Below are 20,964 nucleotides of genomic sequence, written 5' to 3'. Positions count from 1 at the left end.
GCACCCCGCCCGCCACTCCGTCGGCCCTGCCGCGACCGCCCCGGGTACCGACTGTCGGTGCGGGATGGCAGGCTTGGTACGTGACCGAGATTGACGCAAAGATCGATGCTCTCGTCCCCGCCTGGCTCACCCTCCCCGACATCGCCGACATGCTCGGCGTCGAGGTGACGCGCGTCCGGCAGCTGGTCAAGGAGGGCCAGCTCATCGCCGTGCGCCGGGGGGAGAACCGCGCGCTGCACGTCCCCGCCGCCTTCATCGACGGGGACAAGGTCGTCAAGGGCCTGTCCGGGACCCTGACGCTCCTGCGGGACGACGGCTTCACGGACGAAGAGATGCTGGAGTGGCTCTTCACCCCCGACGACAGCCTGCCCGGCACCCCCGCACAGGCCCTCAGCGAGAATCGCGGCACGGAGGTGAAGCGCCGGGCCCAGGCGCTCGCCGTGTGACGCTCGTGGTGTGATCCGAGCACACTGATCCGCACAACCACCCGGAGTACGGGCCGCGGCGCGCACCGGACCGCGGCCCGTACACCGTCGACAACGGGGGGACACCCATGCCCGACACCGCCGCCACCGCCCGCGCGCGGCTCGCCGACGCCCGGCTCTACCTGTGCGTGGACGCCCGCAGGCGCGAGGGCGACCTGCCCGAGTTCCTGGACGCGGTCCTGGCCGGCGGCGTGGACATCGTGCAACTGCGCGACAAGGGCATGGAGGCCGGTGAGGAGCTGGCGCACCTGGAGGTCTTCGCCGACGCCTGCGCCCGGCACGGCAAGCTGCTCGCGGTCAACGACCGCGCGGACGTGGCCCACGCCGCCCGCGCGGACGTGCTCCACCTCGGCCAGGGCGACCTGCCGGTGCCCGCGGCCCGCGCCATCCTCGGCGACGACGTGCTGATAGGCCGCTCCACCCACGCCGAGTCCGAGGCCGCCGCGGCGGCCGTCCAGGACGGCGTGGACTACTTCTGCACGGGCCCGTGCTGGCCCACCCCCACCAAGCCGGGCCGCCACGCCCCCGGCCTCGGCCTGGTGCGCTACACGGCCGCCCTGGGCACCGACCGCCCCTGGTTCGCCATCGGCGGCATCGACCTCGGCAACCTCGACGAGGTGCTGGCCGCCGGGGCCCGCCGGGTCGTCGTGGTCCGCGCGATCACCGAGGCGGACGACCCCGGCGCCGCGGCGGCGGAGCTGGCGAAGCGGCTGCGGGAGGCGTAGCGGGCCGCTGTCCACGGATGTGTCCAAGGGGTGGACAACAAAGTGACGAATCGGGCAAATTCCCCGCCTCCGGTTGGGTGACCCCCGCCCCCTGGCTAACCTGCCCGTATGGCCCTCGGCACCGCATCCACCAGGTCGGATCACGCTCCGACCGTGCGCGACATGCTCGCGACCGGCAAGACGACGTACTCGTTCGAGTTCTACGCCCCGAAGACCCCGAAGGGCGAGCGGATGCTGTGGAACGCGCTGCGCCGGGTCGAGGCCGTGGCACCCGACTTCGTCTCCGTGACCTACGGCGCGGGCGGCTCCACCCGCGCCGGCACCGTCAAGGCGACCGAGGCGATCGCCTCGGACACCACCCTCACGCCGATCGCCCACCTCACCGCCGTCGACCACTCGGTGGCGGACCTGCGCAACATCATCGGCCAGTACGCCGACGCCGGGATCCGCAACATGCTCGCGCTGCGCGGCGACCCGCCCGGCGACCCGATGGGCGAGTGGGTCCCGCACCCCCGGGGCCTCACCTACGCCGCCGAACTCGTCGAGCTGATCAAGGACTCCGGCGACTTCTGCGTCGGCGTCGCGGCCTTCCCCGCGATGCACCCGCGCTCCACCGACTGGGACTCCGACGTCCGGCACTTCGTCGACAAGTGCCGGGCGGGCGCGGACTACGCGATCACCCAGATGTTCTTCCACCCGGAGGACTACCTGCGGCTGCGCGACCGCGTCGCGGCGGCCGGCTGCGACACGCCGATCATCCCCGAGGTCATGCCCATCGGCAGCGTGAAGACGCTGGAGCGGATCCCGTCCCTCACCAACGCCGCGTTCCCCGCCGTCCTGAAAGAGCGGATCCTCACAGCCAAAGACGATCCGGCCGCTGTACGCTCCATCGGTATCGACTTCGCCACGGAGTTCTGCGCGCGGCTGCTGTCCGAGGGAGTGCCCGGACTGCACTTCATCACGCTCAACAACTCCACGGCGACGCTGGAAATCTACGAGAACCTGGGCCTGCACCACCCACCGCAGGCCTAGACCGGCCGCACGGTCTTACGACACACTGCGTAGCGGCCACTGGGAGAGGGGCGTACATGGGCTGGACGGTCCTCTACATCGCGTTCGGCATCGTCGCGCTGTGGCTGCTCGGTGAGGTGCTGCTGCAGTACAAGGCCCGACTGCGCTGGCGGCTGCTGGCGTTCGCGGGCTTCCTGGGTGTCGTCGTCGGTGTGCTGATCCCGTCCGTCGTCGTGATCGGGCTGGGTGCGGCCGCGTTCGCGGTCGGGCAGACCTACGTCACGCTGTCGTTCCGCCGCGGCTTCGCCGCCGGCTGGGCGGTCACCGGCCGCCCGGCGTCCGGCGGCGGCAAACGCAACCGCCGCGACCGCCAGGAGCCCACCCTGGAGGTGTCCGACCTCCGCGCGGGCGACCACGCCGACGCCACGCACGGTGACGACGACGGCCTCTACGGCGACGACGACCGCGACGACGTCTTCACCCCGGCCCGCGCCGCCGCACCGTCGGCCGCCGAGACCACCGCCGTCTACGAGCCGCAGCCGATGCCCGACGACACCGGCTCCTACGGCGTGTACGGAGACCCCGCGTACCCGGGCGGCGACCGCCCCCAGGACCAGTACGCGGCCACCGCGCAGACCGCCGACCAGGGCTACGGCTACGACGGTTACTCCGGCTACGGCCAGGGCTACGGCTACGACACCACCGGCGGGCAGCAGTACGCCGCCTACTCGGACCCGTACATCGGCACCCAGACCTACAGCAGCGCCGGGTACGACCCCGCCTACGACCTCCAGTACGGCCAGGAGGCCCACGGCCAGGGCCAGTTCGCCCCCGGCGGCTACGGCGGCGAGACCCCGTCCGGCGGGGTGTGGGTCCCGCAGCAGCGCACCACCGACGACCCGTTCGGCGGCGACCTCCCGCCGGAGCAGCCGTACGGCCACCCCGGCGACGACCGGACGCACGGCCAGGGCTACGACGAGCAGTACCGCTTCTGAGCCGTCCGCACCACACGGCCGCCGGGGCTCACCGGGAGCCCCGGAACTCCGGACCCTCCACGATCAGTCCCGCGACCAGCGCGCCGGACATGCCGGCGTGCGGCAGCCCCCCGCCGGGGTGCGACCAGCCGCCGACGGTGAACAGACCGCTCACCCCGGTGGAGTTGGCCGGGTGCAGCAGCCGTCCCCCGCCCGCCGCCAGCGCCGGCGCCGGGACCGACCCGTCCGCCACGCCGGTCGCCTCCGCGATGTCGGCGGGCGTGCGCACCTCCTGCCACAGCACACGGTCCCGCAGACCCGGCACGGCCCGCTCGGCGACGGCCAGCATTCGCTCCGCGTGCTCCCGCAGCTCCCGCGGGGCGGCGCCCGCCGGGACCGCGGCGGTCAGCGTGACCGCCTCGTGGCCCGTGTCCGGGACCAGCGCGGGGTCGTCGGGCCGCAGCACGGTGACCGTGGGCGCCGCCGCCGCCCCGCCGTCGAACAGGTGACGGAGCTCGGCGTCCCGGTCCGGCGCGTGCACCACCGTCCGGTGCGCCGTCCCGGCCGGCCGGCCGCCGCGCAGCGCCAGCAGCACCGTCAGCCGGCTCGGCAGCCCGTGCCGGGCCGGGACACCGTCCCCGTCCCGCACCGGCAGGCCCGGCGCGAGCCGGCCGAGCGTGCCGGGATCGACCCCGGCGACCACGAAGTCCGCGTCCGCCACCGCGCCCCCGGCCAGCTCCACGCCCACCGCGCGGCCGTCCTTCTCCAGCACCCGCGACACCCCGGCACCGAAGTGGAACTCCACCCGGCGCGCCACGCAGCGGTCGTACACCGCCCGGGCCAGCTCCCGCAGCCCGCCGCGGACGTACCAGGTGCCGAACGCGTGCTCCATGTACGGCAGCACGGCCGCGCTCGCCGGGACGGCGCGCGGGTCCAGGCCGTACGCCAGCGCGTGGCTCTCCAGCAGGGCGGCCAGCCGCGGGTCGCGCAGCTCCCAGGCGCCGATCTCGGCGAGGGTGCCCGCGCGGCGGGTGCGCAGCAGCTTCCGGTGCGGGACCGCCGGGTAGGGCTCGCGCTCGGCCAGCACCTGCCAGTTCGGCCATCGGGGCTCCTCCAGGAGGGGCCTGCGGGTGCGGTCCCAGGCTTCCCGGGCCCGCACCAGGAAGTCGCCCCAGCGCTCACCGGCCCCCGCGCCCAGGGCCTCGTCCAGGGCGCTGACCACACCCGCGCGGGAGGCGTTCGGCAGCGGCACCGCCGTGCCGTCCGGGAGGACGTGCAGCGCCGACGGATCCACCTGGACCAGCTCCACGCAGGACTCCAGCGGTTCCTTCCCGGTCTTGACGAACAGGTCCCGGTAGACCGCGGGCAGCGGCAGCAGCCCCGGTCCGGTGTCGAAGGAGAAGCCCTCCCGCTCCCGCCGGCGCACCGCGCCGCCGTACGTCTCCGTCCGCTCGTACACCGCCACCCGGTGGCCCGCGACGGCCAGCCGGGCGGCGGCCGCCATCGCGCCCATCCCGGCGCCGATCACCGCAATCCGTGCCATGCCGGCGACTTTATCGGCCGCCCCCCGCCGTCACTCCGGCCGCACCCCCGGGAACGCCTGGGGGTGAGCGCGCAGCGGTGAGTACCCGTACCTAGGCGGCGAGATGAGTACTCGCGCGGATGGGGGCGGCCCCGTGCGGACGAGAGAGTGGAGGCACGGAGAAGGGGCGCGGCTCCGGCACCGGCGACACGGGGCGCCGGAACGGAGCGGCCCTCGATCCGCTCCTTCCGCCGGCCGCGGTCGGCGGAGGCGAGGCACGGGGGAACCGGGGGACGACCGACGGGGGTTCCAACGGGGGAACGCACGGGGGAACAGGAGGCGCCGGTCCGCACAGTGGCCCGCGGGGGACGCGGCCACCCGGGACCGGCGCCTCCGCCCGCCCACCCGGCCCGACGGCTCAGCGGCGGCCGCCCACCCGGCCCTGGAGCAGCCGGGACAGCGCCGCGTGCACGTCGTCGAGGGTGCGCTCCGGCTGGAAGGACTGCCAGTCCAGGGCGGCCACCAGGACCATGCCGACCAGCGCCGCCGCGGTCAGCTGGATGTCGATCTCCTCGGCCAGCTCGCCGTTGTCCACCCCCGCGCGGAGCACGTCCTCCACGACCGCCACCACCTGCCGGCGCACCACCATGAGGGTGGACTGCCAGGCCCGGTTGGTGCGCCACAGCTCGGCCACGTAGAGCTGGGTGAAGGCCGGGTAGCGGGCGATGAACTCCAGGCCCGCGCGGATCATCGCGTCCAGCGCGTCGACCCTGCTGCCGCCCTCCCGCTCGGTCCGCTCAGCCGCCGCCCGCAGCGAAGCGGTGAGCAGGCCCACCCCGTGCCGCAGCAGCTCCTCGAAGAGGACCGACTTGCTGGCGAAGTTGTAGTACACCGTGCCCTTGGCGACCCCGGCCCGCTCGGCGATCTCGTCGACGGTGGTGGCCGAGAAGCCCTGCTCGGCGATGAGCGTGACGGCCGCCTCGTAGAGCTTCTGCCGGGTGGCCTCGCGGCGCGTGCTGCCGCCCGCCGGGGCGCTGCTGCTTTCCATGGCCCCGATTCTCACAGGAACGGCGACGGGCGCGGGCACGGGATGCGAGGTCACAGGGACAGCTCCGGGTGCAGCTTGTCCAGCGTCCACACCTGGCGGCGGCGGGCCGACAGGGCGGTCAGCGCGAGCGCGCCCGCCGTGAAGGCCGCCAGCACCGCGCAGGCCTGCCAGACCGGGCCGAGACCGCCGCCCGTGATGAGCCTGCGCAGCGCCTCCACGATGTAGCTCATCGGCAGGTACGGGTGGATCGCGTTGAAGAAGCCGGGGCTGGTCTGCACGGGGTAGGTGCCGCCCGCCGAGGTGAGCTGGAGCATCAGCAGGGCGAGCACCAGGATCCGGCCGGCCGCGCCGAAGCGGGCGTTGAGCAGCTGCACGAGCGCCGCGAAGCAGCCCGTCACCAGGAACAGGAAACCCACCGTCCCGGCCGCGCGGACCGGCTCCAGACCGACCGCCCAGTGCAGCACCGCCATCAGCGCGGCGGTCTGCGCGATCCCGATCGCCAGCACCGGCAGCCAGCCCGCCAGGGCGATCCGCCAGGCGGACGCGCCCGCGGCCAGTGCCCGCCGGTTCAGCGGCGGGATCAGCATGTACGCCACCATCGCGCCGACCCACAGGGACAGCGGGATGAAGTACGGGGCGAATCCGGTGCCGTAGTTGGGCGCCCGGTGCAGGGACTGCGAGGCGAGCTGCACCGGGTCCGCCATGACCTCGGTGCGCCTGTCGCGCTCCCGCTCGTCGTAGTCGGGGATCTTCTGCGCGCCGTCGTGCAGCCCGTCCGCGAGCTTCACCGAACCGTCGACCAGCTTGTACATGCCGCCGCTGAGGTCGTCCGCGCCGGTCTTCAGCTTGCCGACGCCCTCGTCCAGGTCCACGGAGCCGGTCTTCGCGGTGCCGAGCCCCGCGTGGAGCTTCGTGGCGCCCGCGGCGACCTTGCCGGCGCCCGCGTTCAGCTCGTTGATCCGCCGGACCGCGTCGTCGAGGTCCTCGGACAGGTGCGGCGCGCGGTCGGCGAGCGCCTGGGCCTGCTTTTGGAGGGCGGCCAGGTGTTCGTCGAGCTTCTCCAGGTCGCTGTCGTGCTCGCTGACCAGCGTGTCGAGGTCACCGGCGATCGACGCCACGTCGGCCGCCGCGCCCTTGGCCAGCTTCAGGTCGGGGCAGGCCGCGTCGGGCGGTACGGCGTCCTCGCAGCGGGTCCGGTAGACGCCGTCCAGCGTGCCGGACGCCTCACGCGCGCGCTCGGCCGCCGCCGGGGCCGTCTCGGAGAGGCTGTCGAGGTTGTCGCGGACGGTGCCCGCCGAGTCGGCGACGAACTGGGCGGTGTCCCCGATGAACCGCTCGTTGTCCTTCAGGAAGGGACCCACCTTGCCGGAGATCCCGTTGACCTTGTCGGCGAGGGCCTGGGTGCCCTCCGCGACCTTCTTCGAGCCGTCCTCCAGGTCACCCGCGCCCGTGTGCAGCTTCCGCAGGCCCTTGGCCAGGTCGCCGCTGCCGTCCTTGGCGTCCTTCAGGCCGTCCGCGAGGTCCTTGGAGCCCTTCTCGGCCTTCCCGATGCCGCCCTTGAGCTTGTCGGCGCCGCCGGCCGCCTTCACGGTCTCGCCGTGGATGTCGGAGAACGAGATGAAGATCTTGTCCAGGAACGAGCGGGACGCCTTGGTGGACGCCGCCGTGCGCACCTCGCTGAACACGGTCCGCGAGATCTGCCCGACGATGTAGTTGTTGGCGTCGTTGGTGCGCACCCGGAGCGCGCCCGTCTCGGGGGAGTCGCCCGAGCTGGAGGCGATCCGCGCGCTGAAGTCCTCGGGCATGGTCAGCGACAGGTAGTACCGGCCGTCCTCCACGCCCGCGCGTGCCTCGGCGTCGCTCACCTCGTGCCAGTCGAAGACCTCGCTCTCGCGCAGCCCCTCGACGATGTCGTCGCCCGCGTTCAGCTTCCGCCCCCCGGCGGTGGCGCCCCGGTCGTCGTTCACCAGCGCCACCGGGATGCGGTCGAGCCGGCCGTACGGGTCCCAGAAGGACCACAGGTACAGCGCCCCGTACAGCAGCGGCAGCAGCAGCAGCGCCACCAGGGCGGCGCGCGGCAGCCTGCCCCGCGCGAAGCGCCGCAGCTCAAGCGCGGCCAGTTTCGGTGACCGCATCGGCCGTCTCCTTCGCTCCGTCGTCGGCCCCGGCCCGGGAGCGGCCGGGCTCCCCGCCCGGCTGATCGCTCCGCGTTCCGGGGGTATCCTCCGCCGCGCGCGTGGAGACCACCACGGCGTCCTCCGGTGCCTCGCTGCACACCGCCAGCACCGTCGTCCCGGCCGCGGCGAGCGACCGGAGCAGTGCCCACACCCCGGCCCGCTCGGCCTCCGACAGCTTCAGGTCGGTGTCGTCGACGCCGAGCAGCCGCGGGCGGCCGATCAGCGCGAGGGCGACCGACAGCCGCAGCGCCTCGACCCGCTCCAGGTCCCGTACGGCGGTCCGCAGACCCTTGGGGAGGGCCTCACGGTCGAGTCCCGCGGCGGTCAGGGCGGTGTCGACGCGCAGCGCGGCCTCGTCCCGGCGCTCCCCGCGGGGCCTGAGCAGCCCGCGCAGGGAGTCCCCGAACCGGCGCTGGAGCAGCAGCCGCTCGCGCAGGTGCTCGCCCACGGTCAGCGACGGATCCAGGTCGGTCACGCCCGGCACGTGGGCGAGCGCGCTGACCCGGCGCAGCGCCGCCATCTGCTTCGGCAGCCGGGCGTCGCCGACCACCGCCGTCCCCTCGGTCGCCTTCATCCGCCCGGTCAGGGCGAGCAGCAGACACGTCCGGCCCGAGCCGGACGGCCCCTCGATCGCGATCAGCGAACCGGGGTCCGCCTCGACGCGGACGCCGCGGAACGCCCAGCCGCGAGGCCCCTCGACCCCCAGGTCCCGGGCGCGGACGGCGAGTCCGCCCGCCCCATGCTCCGCCACAGCACGTCCCCCACAGGTGAGCCGATATTTGAACTGACTGGTCAGTGCAAAAACTAGCCCGAACCTTCGATCGAGGCAAAGGCGCAGGTCAGATCGGATTGTCAGTGGCATACCGCACGATGGGCACATACGGCACCCGTATGAGGACGTGCCGTCACCCAGACGACAGGAGGTTCGTCATGGCCCACTCGTCCGCCGCCGCACGCCGGCGCCGCGCCACCGGCCCTGCCCCCTCGCTGACCGGACCCGCCGACGATGTCCACCCCGTCCTCCGCCGGGCCGCCGCCCCGCCCGCCGCACTCGACCTGCTCGCCCAGGCCCACGCCGGGCTCGACGAGGCCGCCGTCCTGGAAACACCGAACGAGCGCTACGCCACGGCCCACCTCGCCGCGCTGCGCACCGCCGCCGCCGTGCTCGCCGCGCGCGGACGCCCGGAGACCGCCCCGCGACGCCGGGCCAGGATCCGCAGCGCCTGGGAAGTGCTCCCCGAGATCGCGCCCGAGCTGACCGAGTGGAGCGCGCTGTTCGCCTCCGGCGCCCGCCGCCGCGCCCGCGCGGAGGCGGGCATCCAGGGCGCGGCCAGCCGCCGCGACGCCGACGATCTGATACGGGACGTGGCGATGTTCCTGCGCCTCGTCGAGCGGATGCTGGTGCTCCAGCCGGTGCTCCCGCAGCCGCGCCAGGACCGCGAGGGACAGCCGCGGCAGGACCGCGGGGGAGGGGGTGGCCCGGGCGCCGGGCACCGGATGCCGGACGCGGGCTGACCGGCACCGCGGTGGCCGGGCCCGGTGCCGGAGGCAATAGGGTGGAAGGCGCCTGAAGCCTTCCACGCTCCCGTACCCGGGGGCCGGGAGGCACCCCGTTTCGCCCCGCCGTGCCACAGGCGGTGCCGTGCCGAGGAGTCACCTGCCGTGTCGGACCCGATGCGCCCGCCCGTCTCCCATCACCACCCTGGAACGGCGTCGCTGCGCTCCGGCCCCTCCCGCCCCCGCGCCTCCCTCCGTACCGCCGTCGTCTGGGACGTCCTCCAGGACGCCCTGGACCGCCGGGTCAAGGCCACGGGGCGGGAGTCGCTGGACGTCCTCGACACCGGAGGCGGCAGCGGCAACTTCGCGGTGCCCGTCGCCCGCCTCGGCCACCGGGTCACCGTCGTCGACCCCAGCCCCAACGCGCTGTTCGCCCTGGAGCGCCGCGCCGCCGAGGCCGGGGTCGCCGACCGGGTGCGCGGAGTGCAGGGCGACGCCCACGGCCTGTTCGACGTGGCCGAGCGCGGCGGCTACGACGCGGTGCTCTGCCACGGTGTGCTCGAGTACGTCGACGACCCGGCCGAGGGCGTCCGCAACGCCGTCGCCGCCCTGCGCCCCCAGGGCGTGCTCAGCCTGCTCGCCGCCGGTCTCGGCGGCGCCGTGCTCGCCCGGGCCCTCGCCGGTCACTTCACCGAGGCCAGGCAGGCGCTGGACGACCCGAACGGCCGCTGGGGCACGGGTGATCCCATGCCGCGCCGCTTCACCGCCGACCAGCTCACCGGTCTGGTCGAGGGCGCGGGCCTGCGGGTCGGCGCCGTGCACGGGGTGCGGGTCTTCGCCGACCTGGTGCCGGGCGTGCTGGTGGACACCGAGCCCGGCGCCATGGACGCGCTGCTCAGGCTGGAGGCCGCGGCGGCCGAGCTGCCGGCCTTCCACGCCGTGGCCACACAGCTCCACGTGCTCGGTGAGACCCCTGAGGAAGAAGGCCGCTGACGGGTTTGCGACGGCCCCGTGTGACGCGCCGCTGATCAGGGCGTTGGTTGCGGATGGAGTACGCCACAGGCCCCCCGATCGGGCGGTTCGCGCCGTATGATCGAGGGAGACCGCCCGGCATGACGGGTCGGCGGCTGGGGAATGCAAGCCTCAGCGAGCCGGGCCGAGCATGACGGAATCCGGTTGGCCAATTGGCGCAGAGGGGCGGGTTTCACGGGGGCGATTCCCTGCCTATCCTGAAGGGACCCCCCGAGTCGCCCCGGCGACTGCACGATGAGGAGGACTCCGTGCCGCTCTCAGAGCACGAGCAGCGCATGCTCGAGCAGATGGAGCGAGCGCTGTACGCCGAAGATCCCAAGTTCGCGACAGCGCTTGAGGGAAGCGGGCTGCGTACGTACACCCGGCGACGGGTCTACCAGGCGGTCGCGGGCTTCCTCGTAGGTATCGCGCTCCTCATGGCCGGAATGGTCGCCAAGCAGGTCTGGCTCAGCGTCGTGGGTTTCCTCGTCATGCTGGGCTGTGCGGTGCTCGCCGTGACCGGCTGGCGCAAGGCCCCCCGGCCGGGCGAGCAGCCCGCCGGCGGACCGCACGCCCGCCATCAGGGACGTCAGCGCCGCTCCATGATGGATCGGATCGAACAGCGCTGGCAGCGACGCCGCGACGAGCAGCAGGGGCACTGACCGCACCCGCCGCCGTGCGTCCTCAGCCGGCCTGCTGCCCCGACGGCCTGCGCAGCAGCGCCGCCCAGCGGCCCGCCCAGCGCGCCCTGACGGCGCTCCAGCGCTCGCTCACGTCCCAGAGCGCCCGCCTGGCCGAGCGCGGCGCGAGCACCGCCCGCAGCCGGGTGCGCCGGCCGGCCCGGGACCGCAGCGCCGTGCGTACCGCGCGCACCTCGGCGGCCAGCCCGGTCGCCGCCCGCGCCCGCGGCGCGAACAGCACCTGCTCCACCGCCCCGGCGACCCGGTGCACCGCCCCGGCCGCGGCCTCGTCCAGCTCCCCGAGCCGCACGATCCGCGCGGCGGCCTTGCGGGGGGTGAGCGCGTCGTCCGGCAGGATGCCGTAGTCCCACGCGGTGTCCGTCAGCTCCCGCCAGACGGCGAGCGTGTGCCCGGCGGCCGCCCGCTGCTCCGCCTCACCCGGCAGCGCCTCCACCTCGATGCCGTCCGCCCGGCCCTCGCCCCGGTCCGCTCCCCGGAGGGCGAGGGGCGCCGGGCCCGACGGGGCGTGCAGGGGCGACGACAGCCGCACCGACCGTCGCCGCAGCCGCCACAGCATGGGCAGCAGCAGCAACGCGACCGCCGCCACGCCGAGCGCCGCCCAGGCCGCCGCCTGCCACCAGGGCCGGCCCTCGTCGTCCGTACCGCCCAGGTCCACCGGCAGTGCCGCGCCGCACTCCTGGAGCCGCTTCTGCTGCGCCGAGCAGCTGCTGCTCACCGACGGCTCGGCCGACGGGGCCTCGGCCGTCGGCCGGGACCGCTCCGGCAGCTCCGGCAGGCTGCTGCCCGGGATCTCCGGCACGGTGTACGTCGGGGTGGTGCCCCGGTTGGGGGTCGGCTCGAAGCGGGTCCAGCCCACGCCCTCGAAGTACAGCTCGGGCCAGGCGTGCGCGTCCCGCAGCCCCACCGACACCGTGCCGTCCGCCTGCGGGGTGCCGGGCGCGAAGCCCACCGCGACCCGCGCCGGGATGCCGAGGGTGCGCGCCATCGACGCCATCGCGAAGGAGAAGTGGACGCAGAAGCCCTGCTTGTCCCGCAGGAACCGGGCGATCCCCTCGGAGCCGCTGCCGACGTCGACCTCGGTGTCGTACTCGAAGCCGCCGTTCAGCGCGAAGTACTCCTGGAGCTTCACCGCCTGCTCGTACGGGTTCGCCGCCCCCTCGGTGACCTCCCGGGCGGTCCGGGAGACCACGGACGGCAGCGAGTCGGGCACCTCGGTGAACTCCCGCAGGAGGGCGGGCGGCGGTGCCGGGGCGCCGGCGAGCTGCCGCGCGGTCGGCTGCACGTCCAGGCTGGTCACGGTGTACTGCACACCGCGCGTGTTCTGGCCGTGATCGCCTACCAGGGTCATGCCGAGCGGCTCGTAGCGCCAATTGCCCTCGATGTCCACGCTGCTCGGCGGGTACGGCATCGGCAGCCAGTCCTGCGCGTACCCCTGCGACGCCGCGATCCGGGTGCGCACCTCGGCGCGCCGCACGTCCGGCCCGAGCCCCTGCGGGGTGGGGAACTCGTCCGGCACGCCCACGATGTCGCGGCGAGACGGCTTCCAGGTGGTGCCGTCGAAGTCGTCGAGGGAGACGATCCGCAGATACAGGTCGGAGAGGTTGCTCGTCTCGGTGCGCAGCGAGAGGACCTGCCGGTCCTCGTCCACGTTCAGGCTGTCGCGCAGCGACACCAGCGGGTTCACCGCGGAGATCGTGCCCCCGCCCCCGGCGCCGGTGCCGACCCCGCCCCCGGCACCGTCCAGCAGTCCGCCGTTCATCGCGGGCAGGGCCAGCGGCACCACCAGGGCGACGCCGAGCGCCACCGCGCCGATCCGCCGCCCGGTGCGCACCGGGGCCAACGCCCCGGGCTCCCCGCCCGGCGTGCGCGGTGTCCCGCCGAAGACCCGCCCCCACTGCGACAGCCGCTCGCGGCTCTCCGCGAGGAGCATCATGAGGTAGCCGACCGCGGCGATCAGGAACCACAGCCAGTCGGCGGCGCCGTCGGACAGCCCCGCGGCGACCGAGTAGAGCGCGAGCAGCGGCAGTCCGGCCGGGGCGGCGTTGCGGAAGGTCACCGCGAGGGTGTCCACGGCCAGCCCGATCAGCAGCACACCGCCGATCAGCAGCAGCCGGATGCCGTCGGACAGCGGCGCCGGTATCGCGTACCGCGAGACGTCGTCGGTGCCCTGCTGGAGCAGGTCGGCGAACCGGCCGAACGCCTCCGGCCCGGGTATCAGCCCGGCCGGCGCCTGCTCGCGGGCGAAGACCAGGGTGAGCAGCAGCAGCGTGACCAGCGTCTGCGCCAGCACGGTCAGCGGCCGGGCCAGCGGTATTCGGCGGGCGGCCGCGCCCACCGCGGTCTGGATCACCAGCAGGATGGCCGCCTGGAGGAACCATGTGGCCGGATCGACCAGCGGCAGCAGCGCGCACGACGCCATCAGCGTGGCCGCCGCCGCGCAGACCGCCATCCGGGCCCGCCCGCTCATCGCCGTGCCTCCCAGCCGCTCGCACCGGTGCCGGGCGATCGGCCGGACTCCGCCGCGGTGCCGCCCGCCACCACGCCGCCCCGCTCCCGGTCGGCCTGGCGCCACATGTCGCCGAGCGTCGCCCCGCGCGGGACGCTCACGGCGGTCCAGCCGGCCTCGTGCAGCATCCGCACCCGCTCCTCACTCCGGCCGACCGGTGCCGGCCCCTCGTACGGTTCGCGCGCCCAGGCCCCGCTGTCCAGCAGGAACGCCACGGCGGCCCCGCTGCGCCGGCGCATCCGGGCGGCCACCGCGGCCTGTTCCTCGTCGAGGTCGCCGAAGAAGGCGACCAGCAGTCCCTCGTTCCCGCCGCGCAGCACGTCGTAGGCCCGGGAGAGCCCGGTGCCGTCGGAGTGGCCGACCACCGCGAGGGTGTCCATCATCAGCCCGGCCGCGTCCGCCGACTCCTGGCTGGCACCCGCGAACCCGTCGGCGCCCTCACCGGGCACCGAGCTGCCGGTGTCGGTCAGCAGCCGGACCGAGAAGCCCCGTTCCAGCATGTGCACCAGGACCGACGCGGTGCCCGCGACCGCCCACTCGAACGCCGAGTCGGGGCCCGCGCCCCGGAAGGCACCGCCGCGCGTGTCCAGCAGCACGGTGCAGCGGGAGCGCTGCGGCTGTTCCTCGCGCCGCACCATCAGCTCGCCGTACCGCGCGGTGGAGCGCCAGTGCACCCGGCGCAGGTCGTCGCCGTAGCGGTAGCCGCGCGGGATGACGTCGTCCTCGCCGGCCAGCGCCAGCGTGCGCTGCCGGCCCTCGCCGTACCCCGTGGCCTCGCCGGTCAGCCGCACCGGCGGGAGCGCCTCCACGCGCGGTACGACGGTCAGGGTGTCGTGCGCCGAGAACGACTGCGTCAGCTCGCACATGCCGAACGGGTCGGCAAGGCGCAGCTGGAGCGGGCCCAGCGAGTAGCGGCCGCGCAGGTCGGAGCGGACCCGGTAGGACACCTCGCGGCGTCCGCCGGCCTCCATCCGGTCCAGGACGAACCGGGGGCGCGGGCCGAGCACGTAGGGCACCCGGTCCTGGAGCATCAGCAGCCCCGTGGGCAGCCGGGAGACGTTGTCGACGCGCAGGTGCACCCGGGCCTCGCTGCCGGCCGGCACGCGCGCGGGGGAGAGGCGCCGGCTGCCCGCGACCCGGTAGCGGGTGCGGTAGAGCACGGTCGCGCACATCAGCGGCAGCACCGCGAGGAGCAGCCCGACCCGCAGCAGGTCGCTCTGCCCGAGGACGTACGCGCAGACGGCCGCCGCCACTCCGGCGGCCAGGAAGGAGCGCCCGCGGGTGGTCAGACCGGCGAGGGCGGTGCGCAGCCCGCCCCGCTCGCCCTCCGGCTGCCCGGGCCGGGCCTGGCGCACCGCCCCCGTGCTCATCAGAGCCTCCGGGGCGGCTGCTGGCCGTAGGCCGGGGCGCCGTGGCCGAGGCCGTAGGCGTTCTGCTGGGGTGCGGTGGGCACCGGGGTGTGCTGCAGGATCTCCTGCACGACCTGCTCCGACGTCCGCCGGTTGAGCTGCGCCTGGGCGGTGGGCAGCAGCCGGTGGGCGAGCACGGGCACGGCGAGCGCCTGCACGTCGTCCGGCAGCGCGTACTCCCGGCCGCTGAGCGCGGCGGACGCCTTGGCGGCGCGCAGCAGGTGCAGGGTGGCGCGCGGCGAGGCGCCCAGTCTCAGATCGGGGTGGACGCGGGTGGCGGCGACCAGGTCCACCGCGTACCGCCGGACGGTGTCGGCGACGTGGACGCCGCGCACGGCCTCGATCAGCTTCACGATCTCGTGCGCGTGCGCCACCGGCTGGAGGTCGTCCAGCGGACTCACCCCGCCGTGCACGTCCAGCATCTGCAGTTCGGCCTCGGGGCTCGGGTACCCGATGGAGACCCGCGCCATGAAGCGGTCGCGCTGGGCCTCGGGCAGCGGGTACGTGCCCTCCATCTCGACCGGGTTCTGGGTGGCGACCACCATGAACGGGCTGGGCAGCTCGTAGCTCTGTCCGTCGATGGTGACCTGGCGCTCCTCCATGGACTCCAGGAGCGCCGACTGGGTCTTCGGCGAGGCGCGGTTGATCTCGTCGCCGATCACGATCTGCGCGAAGATCGCGCCCGGCTTGAACTCGAAGTCCCGGCGCTGCTGGTCCCAGATGGACACGCCGGTGATGTCGGACGGCAGCAGGTCGGGCGTGAACTGGATGCGCCGCACCGAGCAGTCGATGGACCGCGCGAGCGTCTTGGCCAGCATCGTCTTGCCCACGCCGGGCACGTCCTCGATCAGCAGATGCCCCTCGGCGAGCAGCACGGTCAGCGAGAGCCGTACGACCTCGGGCTTGCCCTCGATCACGCCCTCCACCGAACCCCGCACGCGCTCGACCACGGCGGTCAGATCAGTGAGGCTCGCTCGATCGTCATAGGTCGTCACCCGGCCCTCCTCGGCCCCGTTCTCCAAGACCGACGCAACGGCTCGCGCGACCGGCCCACCCCGAAACACGGACAGCGCGCGGGAAAGGTTCCGCGCGGCGCCACCACCGCATTCTTGTTGCCGTCACCGGTACGTGTCACTCGCCTGTGGACAACTGCCGGCGATATGTCGGCTTTGATGACTTTTGTGGCGCCGCGGGCGCGAATCGACAGCGAAACGACAGCTGCGGCGCGGGGTTACGCCGCCGCGTCGATCTCGCGCAGCAGGCCGGTCTTCACGTCGAAGACGAACCCGCGCACGTCGTCGGTGTGCAGCAGGAACGGCGAGGTCCGCACCCGCTGCATCGACTGCCGCACGTCCTGGTCGACGTCCCGGAAGGACTCCACCGCCCAGGCCGGACGCTGGCCGATCTCCTGCTCCAGCTCGGTGCGGAAGTCCTCGGTGAGGCTCTCCAGGCCGCAGCCGGTGTGGTGGATCAGGACGATGCTGCGGGTGCCGAGCTTGCGCTGGCTGATGGTCAGCGAGCGGATGACGTCGTCGGTCACGACACCGCCCGCGTTGCGGATGGTGTGGCAGTCGCCGAGCTGGAGGCCGAGAGCCGCGTGCAGGTCGAGACGGGCGTCCATGCAGGCCACCACGGCGACCCGGAGCACCGGACGGGCGTCCATGCCGGGGTCGGTGAAGTCGGCGGCGTAGCGCTCGTTGGCCTCGACGAGCCGGTCCGTGACGGTGCCTGCTCGTGTGGGGGCGTCCGGGGAGCCGGTGGGAACCGATGCAGAAGTCGTCATGACTATGACGTTACTGGTCACCCGCGATCCGGTCCTGCTGTGAGACAGGGCAAAGGACGCCATCGGGACGTTCTGTGAGGTACCCCACAAGCCCCTCGCGGACGAGCCCGTACGGGTGGTCCGCCGCTCGAACAGCGTCGCACGCGGTGCCCGTCGCGACGCGCAGGCCGGTTGATTGACCGGGCGACAGGGTGGACTAAAGTGACGCGAAGCGGGAGGCGAGACGCGCTCTCCCTGCTCGACCGCATTCCCCCGGAGTCCCCGGCGACGTACCGGAGATCCCCCACGTGCGCGGCGCGTACGTACGGCTCGGCCTCCACCCGCTCCGGCCGGCCGACGCCTCCGGCGCCGGCCGGTCTCCCCTTCACGAGCGGGCGGGGACCCGGCGGTGCGTACCGCCCGCCGGACCTGAGAGGGCCCCTCGATCACATGGAGCGCGAAGCGCACGAAGCGCATTCGAACAAGGGTGATGGTGGGCGACCGCAGGGCGAGAGCCGACACGTCCCGGTGATGCTCCAGAGGTGCCTGGACCTGCTGGCCCCGGCCCTGCGGGCGCCGGGCGCGGTGGTCGTCGACTGCACCCTCGGCCTCGGCGGCCACAGCGAGGCCCTGCTCGACCGCTTCCCCGAGGCGCGGCTCGTCGCCCTGGACCGGGACAAGGAGGCGCTGCGCCTGTCCGGTGAGCGGCTGGCCCGCTACGGGGAGCGCGCCACCCTCGTGCACGCGGTGTACGACGAGCTGCCCGGCGTCCTGGACCGGCTGGGCGTCCCGCGCGTCCAGGGCGTCCTGTTCGACCTCGGAGTCTCCTCCATGCAGCTCGACGAGGCCGACCGCGGCTTCGCCTACGCCCAGGACGCCCCGCTCGACATGCGCATGGACCAGACGACCGGCATCAGCGCCGCGGAGGTGCTCAACACCTACCCGCCCGGCGAGCTGGTGCGGATCCTGCGCGCGTACGGCGAGGAGAAGCAGGCCAAGCGGATCGTCGCGGCGATCGTGCGCGAGCGGGAGAAGGAGCCGTTCAGCACCAGCGCCCGCCTGGTGGAGCTGATCCGCGACGCGCTGCCGCAGGCCGCCAAGCGGACCGGCGGCAACCCGGCCAAGCGCACCTTCCAGGCGCTGCGGATCGAGGTCAACGGCGAGCTCTCGGTGCTGGAGCGGGCCGTCCCCGCGGCCGTGAAGGCGCTCGCCGTGGGCGGGCGGATCGCCGTGCTGTCGTACCACTCGCTGGAGGACCGGCTGGTCAAGCAGGTCTTCGCGGCCGGCGCCGCGACCACCGCGCCGCCCGGACTGCCCGTCGTCCCCGAGCGCTACCAGCCGCGGCTCAAGCTGCTCACCCGCGGTGCCGAACTACCCACCGAGGAAGAGATCGCCGAGAACCGGCGGGCCGCCCCGGCCCGGCTGCGCGGCGCAGAGCGCATCAGGGAGGACGTCGAGTGAGCCGGGCGGAGGGCCGGGCGCGCACGGGCGCGGGTCGGAGGACCGGACCCACCGGGAGGGCGAGTGAGCAGTAAACCCGAACTGAGGGGCCGGGCGGCGCGGCTCACGCGACTCCTGCCCGCCTCCCAGGGCCAGGCGGCCCGCACCCCCTTCGTCCTCCTCGTCGTCGTGCTCCTCGGCGGCGGCCTGATCGGTCTGCTCATGCTGAACTCGGCGCTCAGCGAGGGCTCCTTCACTCTGGACGACCTCCGGCGCGAGACCAGGAACCTCACCGACGAGGAACAGGCCCTCCAGCGCGACATCGACGCCTACTCCGCCCCCGACGCCCTCCAGCGACGCGCCCGCGAGCTGGGCATGGTCCCCGGCGGCGACCCGGCCTTCCTGAACCCCGACGGCACGGTCGAGGGCGTGCCCTCACCCGCCCCGGCCGCCGAGCCGCAGAGCGCCGCCCGCTCCCCGCTCGTCCTGGCCCCCGAGGCGATGAGCGGCCCCACCGGGCCCCGCAGCGACCCCGCGGCCCCCGCCGCCGGTCCCTCCGCACCCGCGGACGCCCCCGTCGCTCCGCCGTCCGCCGCCCCCACGTCCGCCCCCGCCGCCGCCCCGGCGGCTCCCCGGTCCGCTGCGCCCGCCCCGACCATCCACACGACCCCGGCAGGTGACGGAAGTGGCTGACGACTTCGGCAGGCAACCGCCGCGCCGCAGGGTGCCGGCACCCGCGCGCCCCGCCCGCTCCGGCGGGCAGCGGCGCCCCGCCCCCGGCGCCCGCCCGGCCCGCCGGCCGGCCCGCCCCGCCCGGCCCCGCGCCGCCGCCCCGCGCGTCATCCGGCTGGGCAGCCCCCGGCCCCGGCTGCGCCTGGTCGGCGTCGCGCTCACCCTGGTCCTGCTCGTCTTCGTGGTACGGCTGCTCCAGGTGCAGGCCGTCGACGCGAGCGCGTACGCCGCGAAGGCGGAGCAGAACCGGTACGTGGGGCAGGTGCTGGCCGCCGAGCGCGGCGAGATCACCGACCGTGCCGGCGTGGCCCTCGCCACCAGCGTCGACGCCTACGACATCACCGCCGACCCCACGCTCTTCACGCGCGAGCAGCTGAAGGTCGACGACGGCCCCGAGCAGGCCGCCGCCCTCCTCGCGCCGATCCTCGGCCAGGACCAGCAGGACATCGTCAGGAAGCTGCGGCCGGAGGACGAGAAGCTGCGCTACGTCAAGCTCGCCGACCGGCAGACCCCGCAGGTCTGGAAGCAGATCAAGGACCTGAAGTCGGCGCTGGCCGGCAAGGAGCAGACGGACGGGTCCACGGTGAACGTCCTCGCCGGCGTCCTGGCCACCCCCAGCAGCAAGCGGGTGTACCCGAACGGCGAGCTGGCCGCCGGGATACTGGGCTGGGTCAACGCCGACGGCACGGGCGGCGGCGGCATCGAGCAGCAGCTGGACGAGGAGCTGGCCGGCGAGGACGGCGAGATCCGCTACGCCCAGTCCGGCGGCCGCCAGGTGCCCACCGTGGGCGCCGAGGAGACGCCCGCGGTCCCCGGCTCGGACATCGAGCTGACCATCGACCGCGACATCCAGTGGGCCGCGCAGAACGCCATCGCCGAGCAGGTGGAGGAGTCGGCGGCGGACCGCGGCTACGTGATCGTGCAGGACACCCGGACCGGCGAGGTCCTGGCCATGGCCAACTCGCCCGGCTTCGACCCCAACGACCTGTCCCGCGCCACCTCGGCGAACATGGGCAACGCCGCACTCCAGGACGCCTACGAGCCCGGCTCCACCGCCAAGCTGATGTCGATGGCCGCCGTACTGGAGGAGGAGGTCGCCACCCCCGGCACGCGCGTCGTGGTGCCGAACCGGCTGCACCGCGGCGACCGGCTGTTCCAGGACGACGTCGACCACCCGACCTGGTACCTGACGCTGAACGGCGTGCTCGCCAAGTCCAGCAACATCGGCACCATCCTCGCCACCGGCCAGCTCGGCAGGACCCAGGCGCAGGCCAACCGCGTCCTCTACTCCTACCTGCGCAGGTTCGGCATCGGCGAGCACACCGGGCTCGGCTTCCCGGGCGAGACCGAGGGCATCCTCGCCCCGCCGGACGAGTGGTCGACCTCGCAGCAGTACACGATCCCTTTCGGCCAGGGCGTGTCCGTCAACGCGATGCAGGCGGCCTCCGTCTACTCGACGATCGCCAACGGCGGCGTACGCGTCGAGCCCACTCTGATCCGCGGCACGCGAGGACCCGACGGCCGCTTCACTCCGGCCCCGGAACCCGAGAAGACCCGTGTGGTCAGCGAGAAGACCGCGAAGACGCTGGCCCGGATGCTGGAGTCGGTGGTCGACGACGAGGAGGGCACCGGCACCAAGGCACGCATCCCGGGCTACCGGGTCGCGGGCAAGACGGGCACGGCCAACCGCGTGGATCCGGCCACCGGCAAGTACCACGGCTACACGTCGTCGTTCGCGGGTTTCGCGCCCGCGGACCAGCCCCGGATCACCGTCTACTGCGCCATCCAGAACGCCACGAAGGGCAGCTACTTCGGCGGCCAGATCTGCGGGCCGGTCTTCAAGCAGGTGATGGAGTTCGCGCTGAAGACGCTCCAGATCCCGCCCACCGGCGCCCGTCCCGCGAACCTGCCGGTGACGTACCAGCCCTGATCAGTCCCGACCGCACCGAGCACCACCGAGCAAC

Annotated in this window: 18 protein-coding genes; 10 read left to right on the top strand and 8 right to left on the bottom strand. The window is 74.2% G+C overall.

The window, feature by feature from the left end; genetic code table 11:
* The first annotated feature begins 80 nt into the window (after positions 1-80).
* The 4 genes from SGLAU_RS09465 (at position 81) to SGLAU_RS09450 (ending at position 3,216) form a co-directional block, all read left to right on the top strand.
* Positions 81-446, top strand: a complete 366-nt coding sequence (locus SGLAU_RS09465; RefSeq protein WP_043500098.1) for an Rv2175c family DNA-binding protein — start codon at positions 81-83, stop codon at positions 444-446.
* Between the two features lie 107 nt (positions 447-553).
* Positions 554-1,210, top strand: coding sequence for a thiamine phosphate synthase (gene thiE / locus SGLAU_RS09460; RefSeq protein WP_043500096.1), 657 nt, complete (start codon positions 554-556; stop codon positions 1,208-1,210).
* Positions 1,211-1,318: 108 nt separating this feature from the next.
* The gene (gene metF, locus SGLAU_RS09455; protein WP_043500094.1) at positions 1,319-2,242 is read left to right on the top strand and encodes a methylenetetrahydrofolate reductase [NAD(P)H]; all 924 of its coding nucleotides are present in this window, start codon (positions 1,319-1,321) and stop codon (positions 2,240-2,242) included.
* 56 nt (positions 2,243-2,298) lie between these two features.
* The gene (locus SGLAU_RS09450; protein WP_043500092.1) at positions 2,299-3,216 is read left to right on the top strand and encodes a hypothetical protein; all 918 of its coding nucleotides are present in this window, start codon (positions 2,299-2,301) and stop codon (positions 3,214-3,216) included.
* A 28-nt stretch (positions 3,217-3,244) separates the two neighbouring features.
* Here SGLAU_RS09450 and SGLAU_RS09445 read toward each other — a convergent pair whose 3' ends face one another.
* The 4 genes from SGLAU_RS09445 to SGLAU_RS09430 form a co-directional block, all read right to left on the bottom strand.
* Positions 3,245-4,738: a phytoene desaturase family protein gene (locus tag SGLAU_RS09445; RefSeq protein ID WP_043500091.1), complete on the bottom strand. Its 1,494-nt coding sequence runs from the start codon at positions 4,736-4,738 to the stop codon at positions 3,245-3,247.
* Between the two features lie 397 nt (positions 4,739-5,135).
* A complete protein-coding gene (locus tag SGLAU_RS09440; protein ID WP_043500090.1) occupies positions 5,136-5,765 on the bottom strand; it encodes a TetR/AcrR family transcriptional regulator in 630 nt (209 codons plus the stop codon).
* 50 nt (positions 5,766-5,815) lie between these two features.
* Positions 5,816-7,900: a YhgE/Pip family protein gene (locus tag SGLAU_RS09435; RefSeq protein ID WP_043500088.1), complete on the bottom strand. Its 2,085-nt coding sequence runs from the start codon at positions 7,898-7,900 to the stop codon at positions 5,816-5,818.
* Complete coding sequence (locus tag SGLAU_RS09430) at positions 7,872-8,693, bottom strand: ATP-binding cassette domain-containing protein (protein WP_043500086.1); 822 nt, start codon at positions 8,691-8,693, stop codon at positions 7,872-7,874. Before SGLAU_RS09430 ends, SGLAU_RS09435 begins: the two co-directional genes overlap by 29 nt.
* A 179-nt stretch (positions 8,694-8,872) precedes the next feature.
* On the opposite strand from SGLAU_RS09430, the gene SGLAU_RS09425 reads away from it, so the two are divergent.
* The 3 genes from SGLAU_RS09425 to SGLAU_RS09415 all read left to right on the top strand — a co-directional run bounded on the left by SGLAU_RS09425 (position 8,873) and on the right by SGLAU_RS09415 (position 11,112).
* Positions 8,873-9,457, top strand: a complete 585-nt coding sequence (locus SGLAU_RS09425; RefSeq protein ID WP_043500083.1) for an SAV_6107 family HEPN domain-containing protein — start codon at positions 8,873-8,875, stop codon at positions 9,455-9,457.
* Between the two features lie 147 nt (positions 9,458-9,604).
* Positions 9,605-10,432 (top strand): methyltransferase, encoded by an 828-nt coding sequence (locus tag SGLAU_RS09420; RefSeq protein ID WP_043500080.1) that lies wholly within the window; start codon positions 9,605-9,607, stop codon positions 10,430-10,432.
* Positions 10,433-10,719: 287 nt separating this feature from the next.
* Positions 10,720-11,112, top strand: a complete 393-nt coding sequence (locus tag SGLAU_RS09415) for a DUF3040 domain-containing protein (RefSeq protein WP_043506435.1) — start codon at positions 10,720-10,722, stop codon at positions 11,110-11,112.
* A gap of 22 nt (positions 11,113-11,134) precedes the next feature.
* Here the strand turns inward: SGLAU_RS09415 and SGLAU_RS09410 are convergent, their stop codons facing one another.
* The 4 genes from SGLAU_RS09410 to SGLAU_RS09395 all read right to left on the bottom strand — a co-directional run bounded on the left by SGLAU_RS09410 (position 11,135) and on the right by SGLAU_RS09395 (position 16,912).
* On the bottom strand, positions 11,135-13,618 hold the full coding sequence (locus tag SGLAU_RS09410; RefSeq protein WP_043500079.1) for a DUF3488 and transglutaminase-like domain-containing protein: 2,484 nt from the start codon (positions 13,616-13,618) through the stop codon (positions 11,135-11,137).
* Entirely contained in the window at positions 13,615-15,027 is a 1,413-nt protein-coding gene (locus SGLAU_RS09405) for a DUF58 domain-containing protein (protein ID WP_052413685.1), read from the bottom strand. The genes SGLAU_RS09410 and SGLAU_RS09405 overlap by 4 nt, the downstream gene beginning before the upstream one ends.
* A complete protein-coding gene (locus SGLAU_RS09400; protein ID WP_043500077.1) occupies positions 15,027-16,061 on the bottom strand; it encodes an AAA family ATPase in 1,035 nt (344 codons plus the stop codon). Before SGLAU_RS09400 ends, SGLAU_RS09405 begins: the two co-directional genes overlap by 1 nt.
* Positions 16,062-16,297: 236 nt before the next feature.
* Positions 16,298-16,912, bottom strand: a complete 615-nt coding sequence (locus tag SGLAU_RS09395) for a beta-class carbonic anhydrase (RefSeq protein WP_078957650.1) — start codon at positions 16,910-16,912, stop codon at positions 16,298-16,300.
* Between the two features lie 366 nt (positions 16,913-17,278).
* Here SGLAU_RS09395 and rsmH point away from each other — a divergent pair, with 366 nt between their 5' ends.
* From rsmH to SGLAU_RS09380, 3 genes are all read left to right on the top strand, one after another.
* Positions 17,279-18,289: a 16S rRNA (cytosine(1402)-N(4))-methyltransferase RsmH gene (gene rsmH, locus SGLAU_RS09390; protein ID WP_078957649.1), complete on the top strand. Its 1,011-nt coding sequence runs from the start codon at positions 17,279-17,281 to the stop codon at positions 18,287-18,289.
* A 63-nt stretch (positions 18,290-18,352) separates the two neighbouring features.
* Complete coding sequence (locus SGLAU_RS09385; RefSeq protein ID WP_043500069.1) at positions 18,353-18,961, top strand: membrane protein; 609 nt, start codon at positions 18,353-18,355, stop codon at positions 18,959-18,961.
* On the top strand, positions 18,954-20,930 hold the full coding sequence (locus tag SGLAU_RS09380; protein WP_043500067.1) for a peptidoglycan D,D-transpeptidase FtsI family protein: 1,977 nt from the start codon (positions 18,954-18,956) through the stop codon (positions 20,928-20,930). Before SGLAU_RS09385 ends, SGLAU_RS09380 begins: the two co-directional genes overlap by 8 nt.
* Positions 20,931-20,964 lie beyond the last annotated feature (34 nt).

Source organism: Streptomyces glaucescens (assembly GCF_000761215.1).
GTDB classification, from domain to species: domain Bacteria; phylum Actinomycetota; class Actinomycetes; order Streptomycetales; family Streptomycetaceae; genus Streptomyces; species Streptomyces glaucescens_B.
This window is presented reverse-complemented; position numbering and strand designations above follow the sequence as displayed.

What these genes read in the sequence shown, in the direction of transcription:
- SGLAU_RS09435 (WP_043500088.1), bottom strand. Translation starts at nt 7,900, where the DNA reads ATGCGGTCACCGAAACTGGCCGCGCTTGAGCTGCGGCGCTTCGCGCGG.
- SGLAU_RS09445 (WP_043500091.1), bottom strand. Translation starts at nt 4,738, where the DNA reads ATGGCACGGATTGCGGTGATCGGCGCCGGGATGGGCGCGATGGCGGCC.
- SGLAU_RS09410 (WP_043500079.1), bottom strand. Translation starts at nt 13,618, where the DNA reads ATGAGCGGGCGGGCCCGGATGGCGGTCTGCGCGGCGGCGGCCACGCTG.
- rsmH (WP_078957649.1), top strand. Translation starts at nt 17,279, where the DNA reads ATGGAGCGCGAAGCGCACGAAGCGCATTCGAACAAGGGTGATGGTGGG.
- thiE (WP_043500096.1), top strand. Translation starts at nt 554, where the DNA reads ATGCCCGACACCGCCGCCACCGCCCGCGCGCGGCTCGCCGACGCCCGG.
- metF (WP_043500094.1), top strand. Translation starts at nt 1,319, where the DNA reads ATGGCCCTCGGCACCGCATCCACCAGGTCGGATCACGCTCCGACCGTG.
- SGLAU_RS09395 (WP_078957650.1), bottom strand. Translation starts at nt 16,912, where the DNA reads ATGGCGTCCTTTGCCCTGTCTCACAGCAGGACCGGATCGCGGGTGACC.
- SGLAU_RS09450 (WP_043500092.1), top strand. Translation starts at nt 2,299, where the DNA reads ATGGGCTGGACGGTCCTCTACATCGCGTTCGGCATCGTCGCGCTGTGG.
- SGLAU_RS09440 (WP_043500090.1), bottom strand. Translation starts at nt 5,765, where the DNA reads ATGGAAAGCAGCAGCGCCCCGGCGGGCGGCAGCACGCGCCGCGAGGCC.
- SGLAU_RS09405 (WP_052413685.1), bottom strand. Translation starts at nt 15,027, where the DNA reads ATGAGCACGGGGGCGGTGCGCCAGGCCCGGCCCGGGCAGCCGGAGGGC.
- SGLAU_RS09425 (WP_043500083.1), top strand. Translation starts at nt 8,873, where the DNA reads ATGGCCCACTCGTCCGCCGCCGCACGCCGGCGCCGCGCCACCGGCCCT.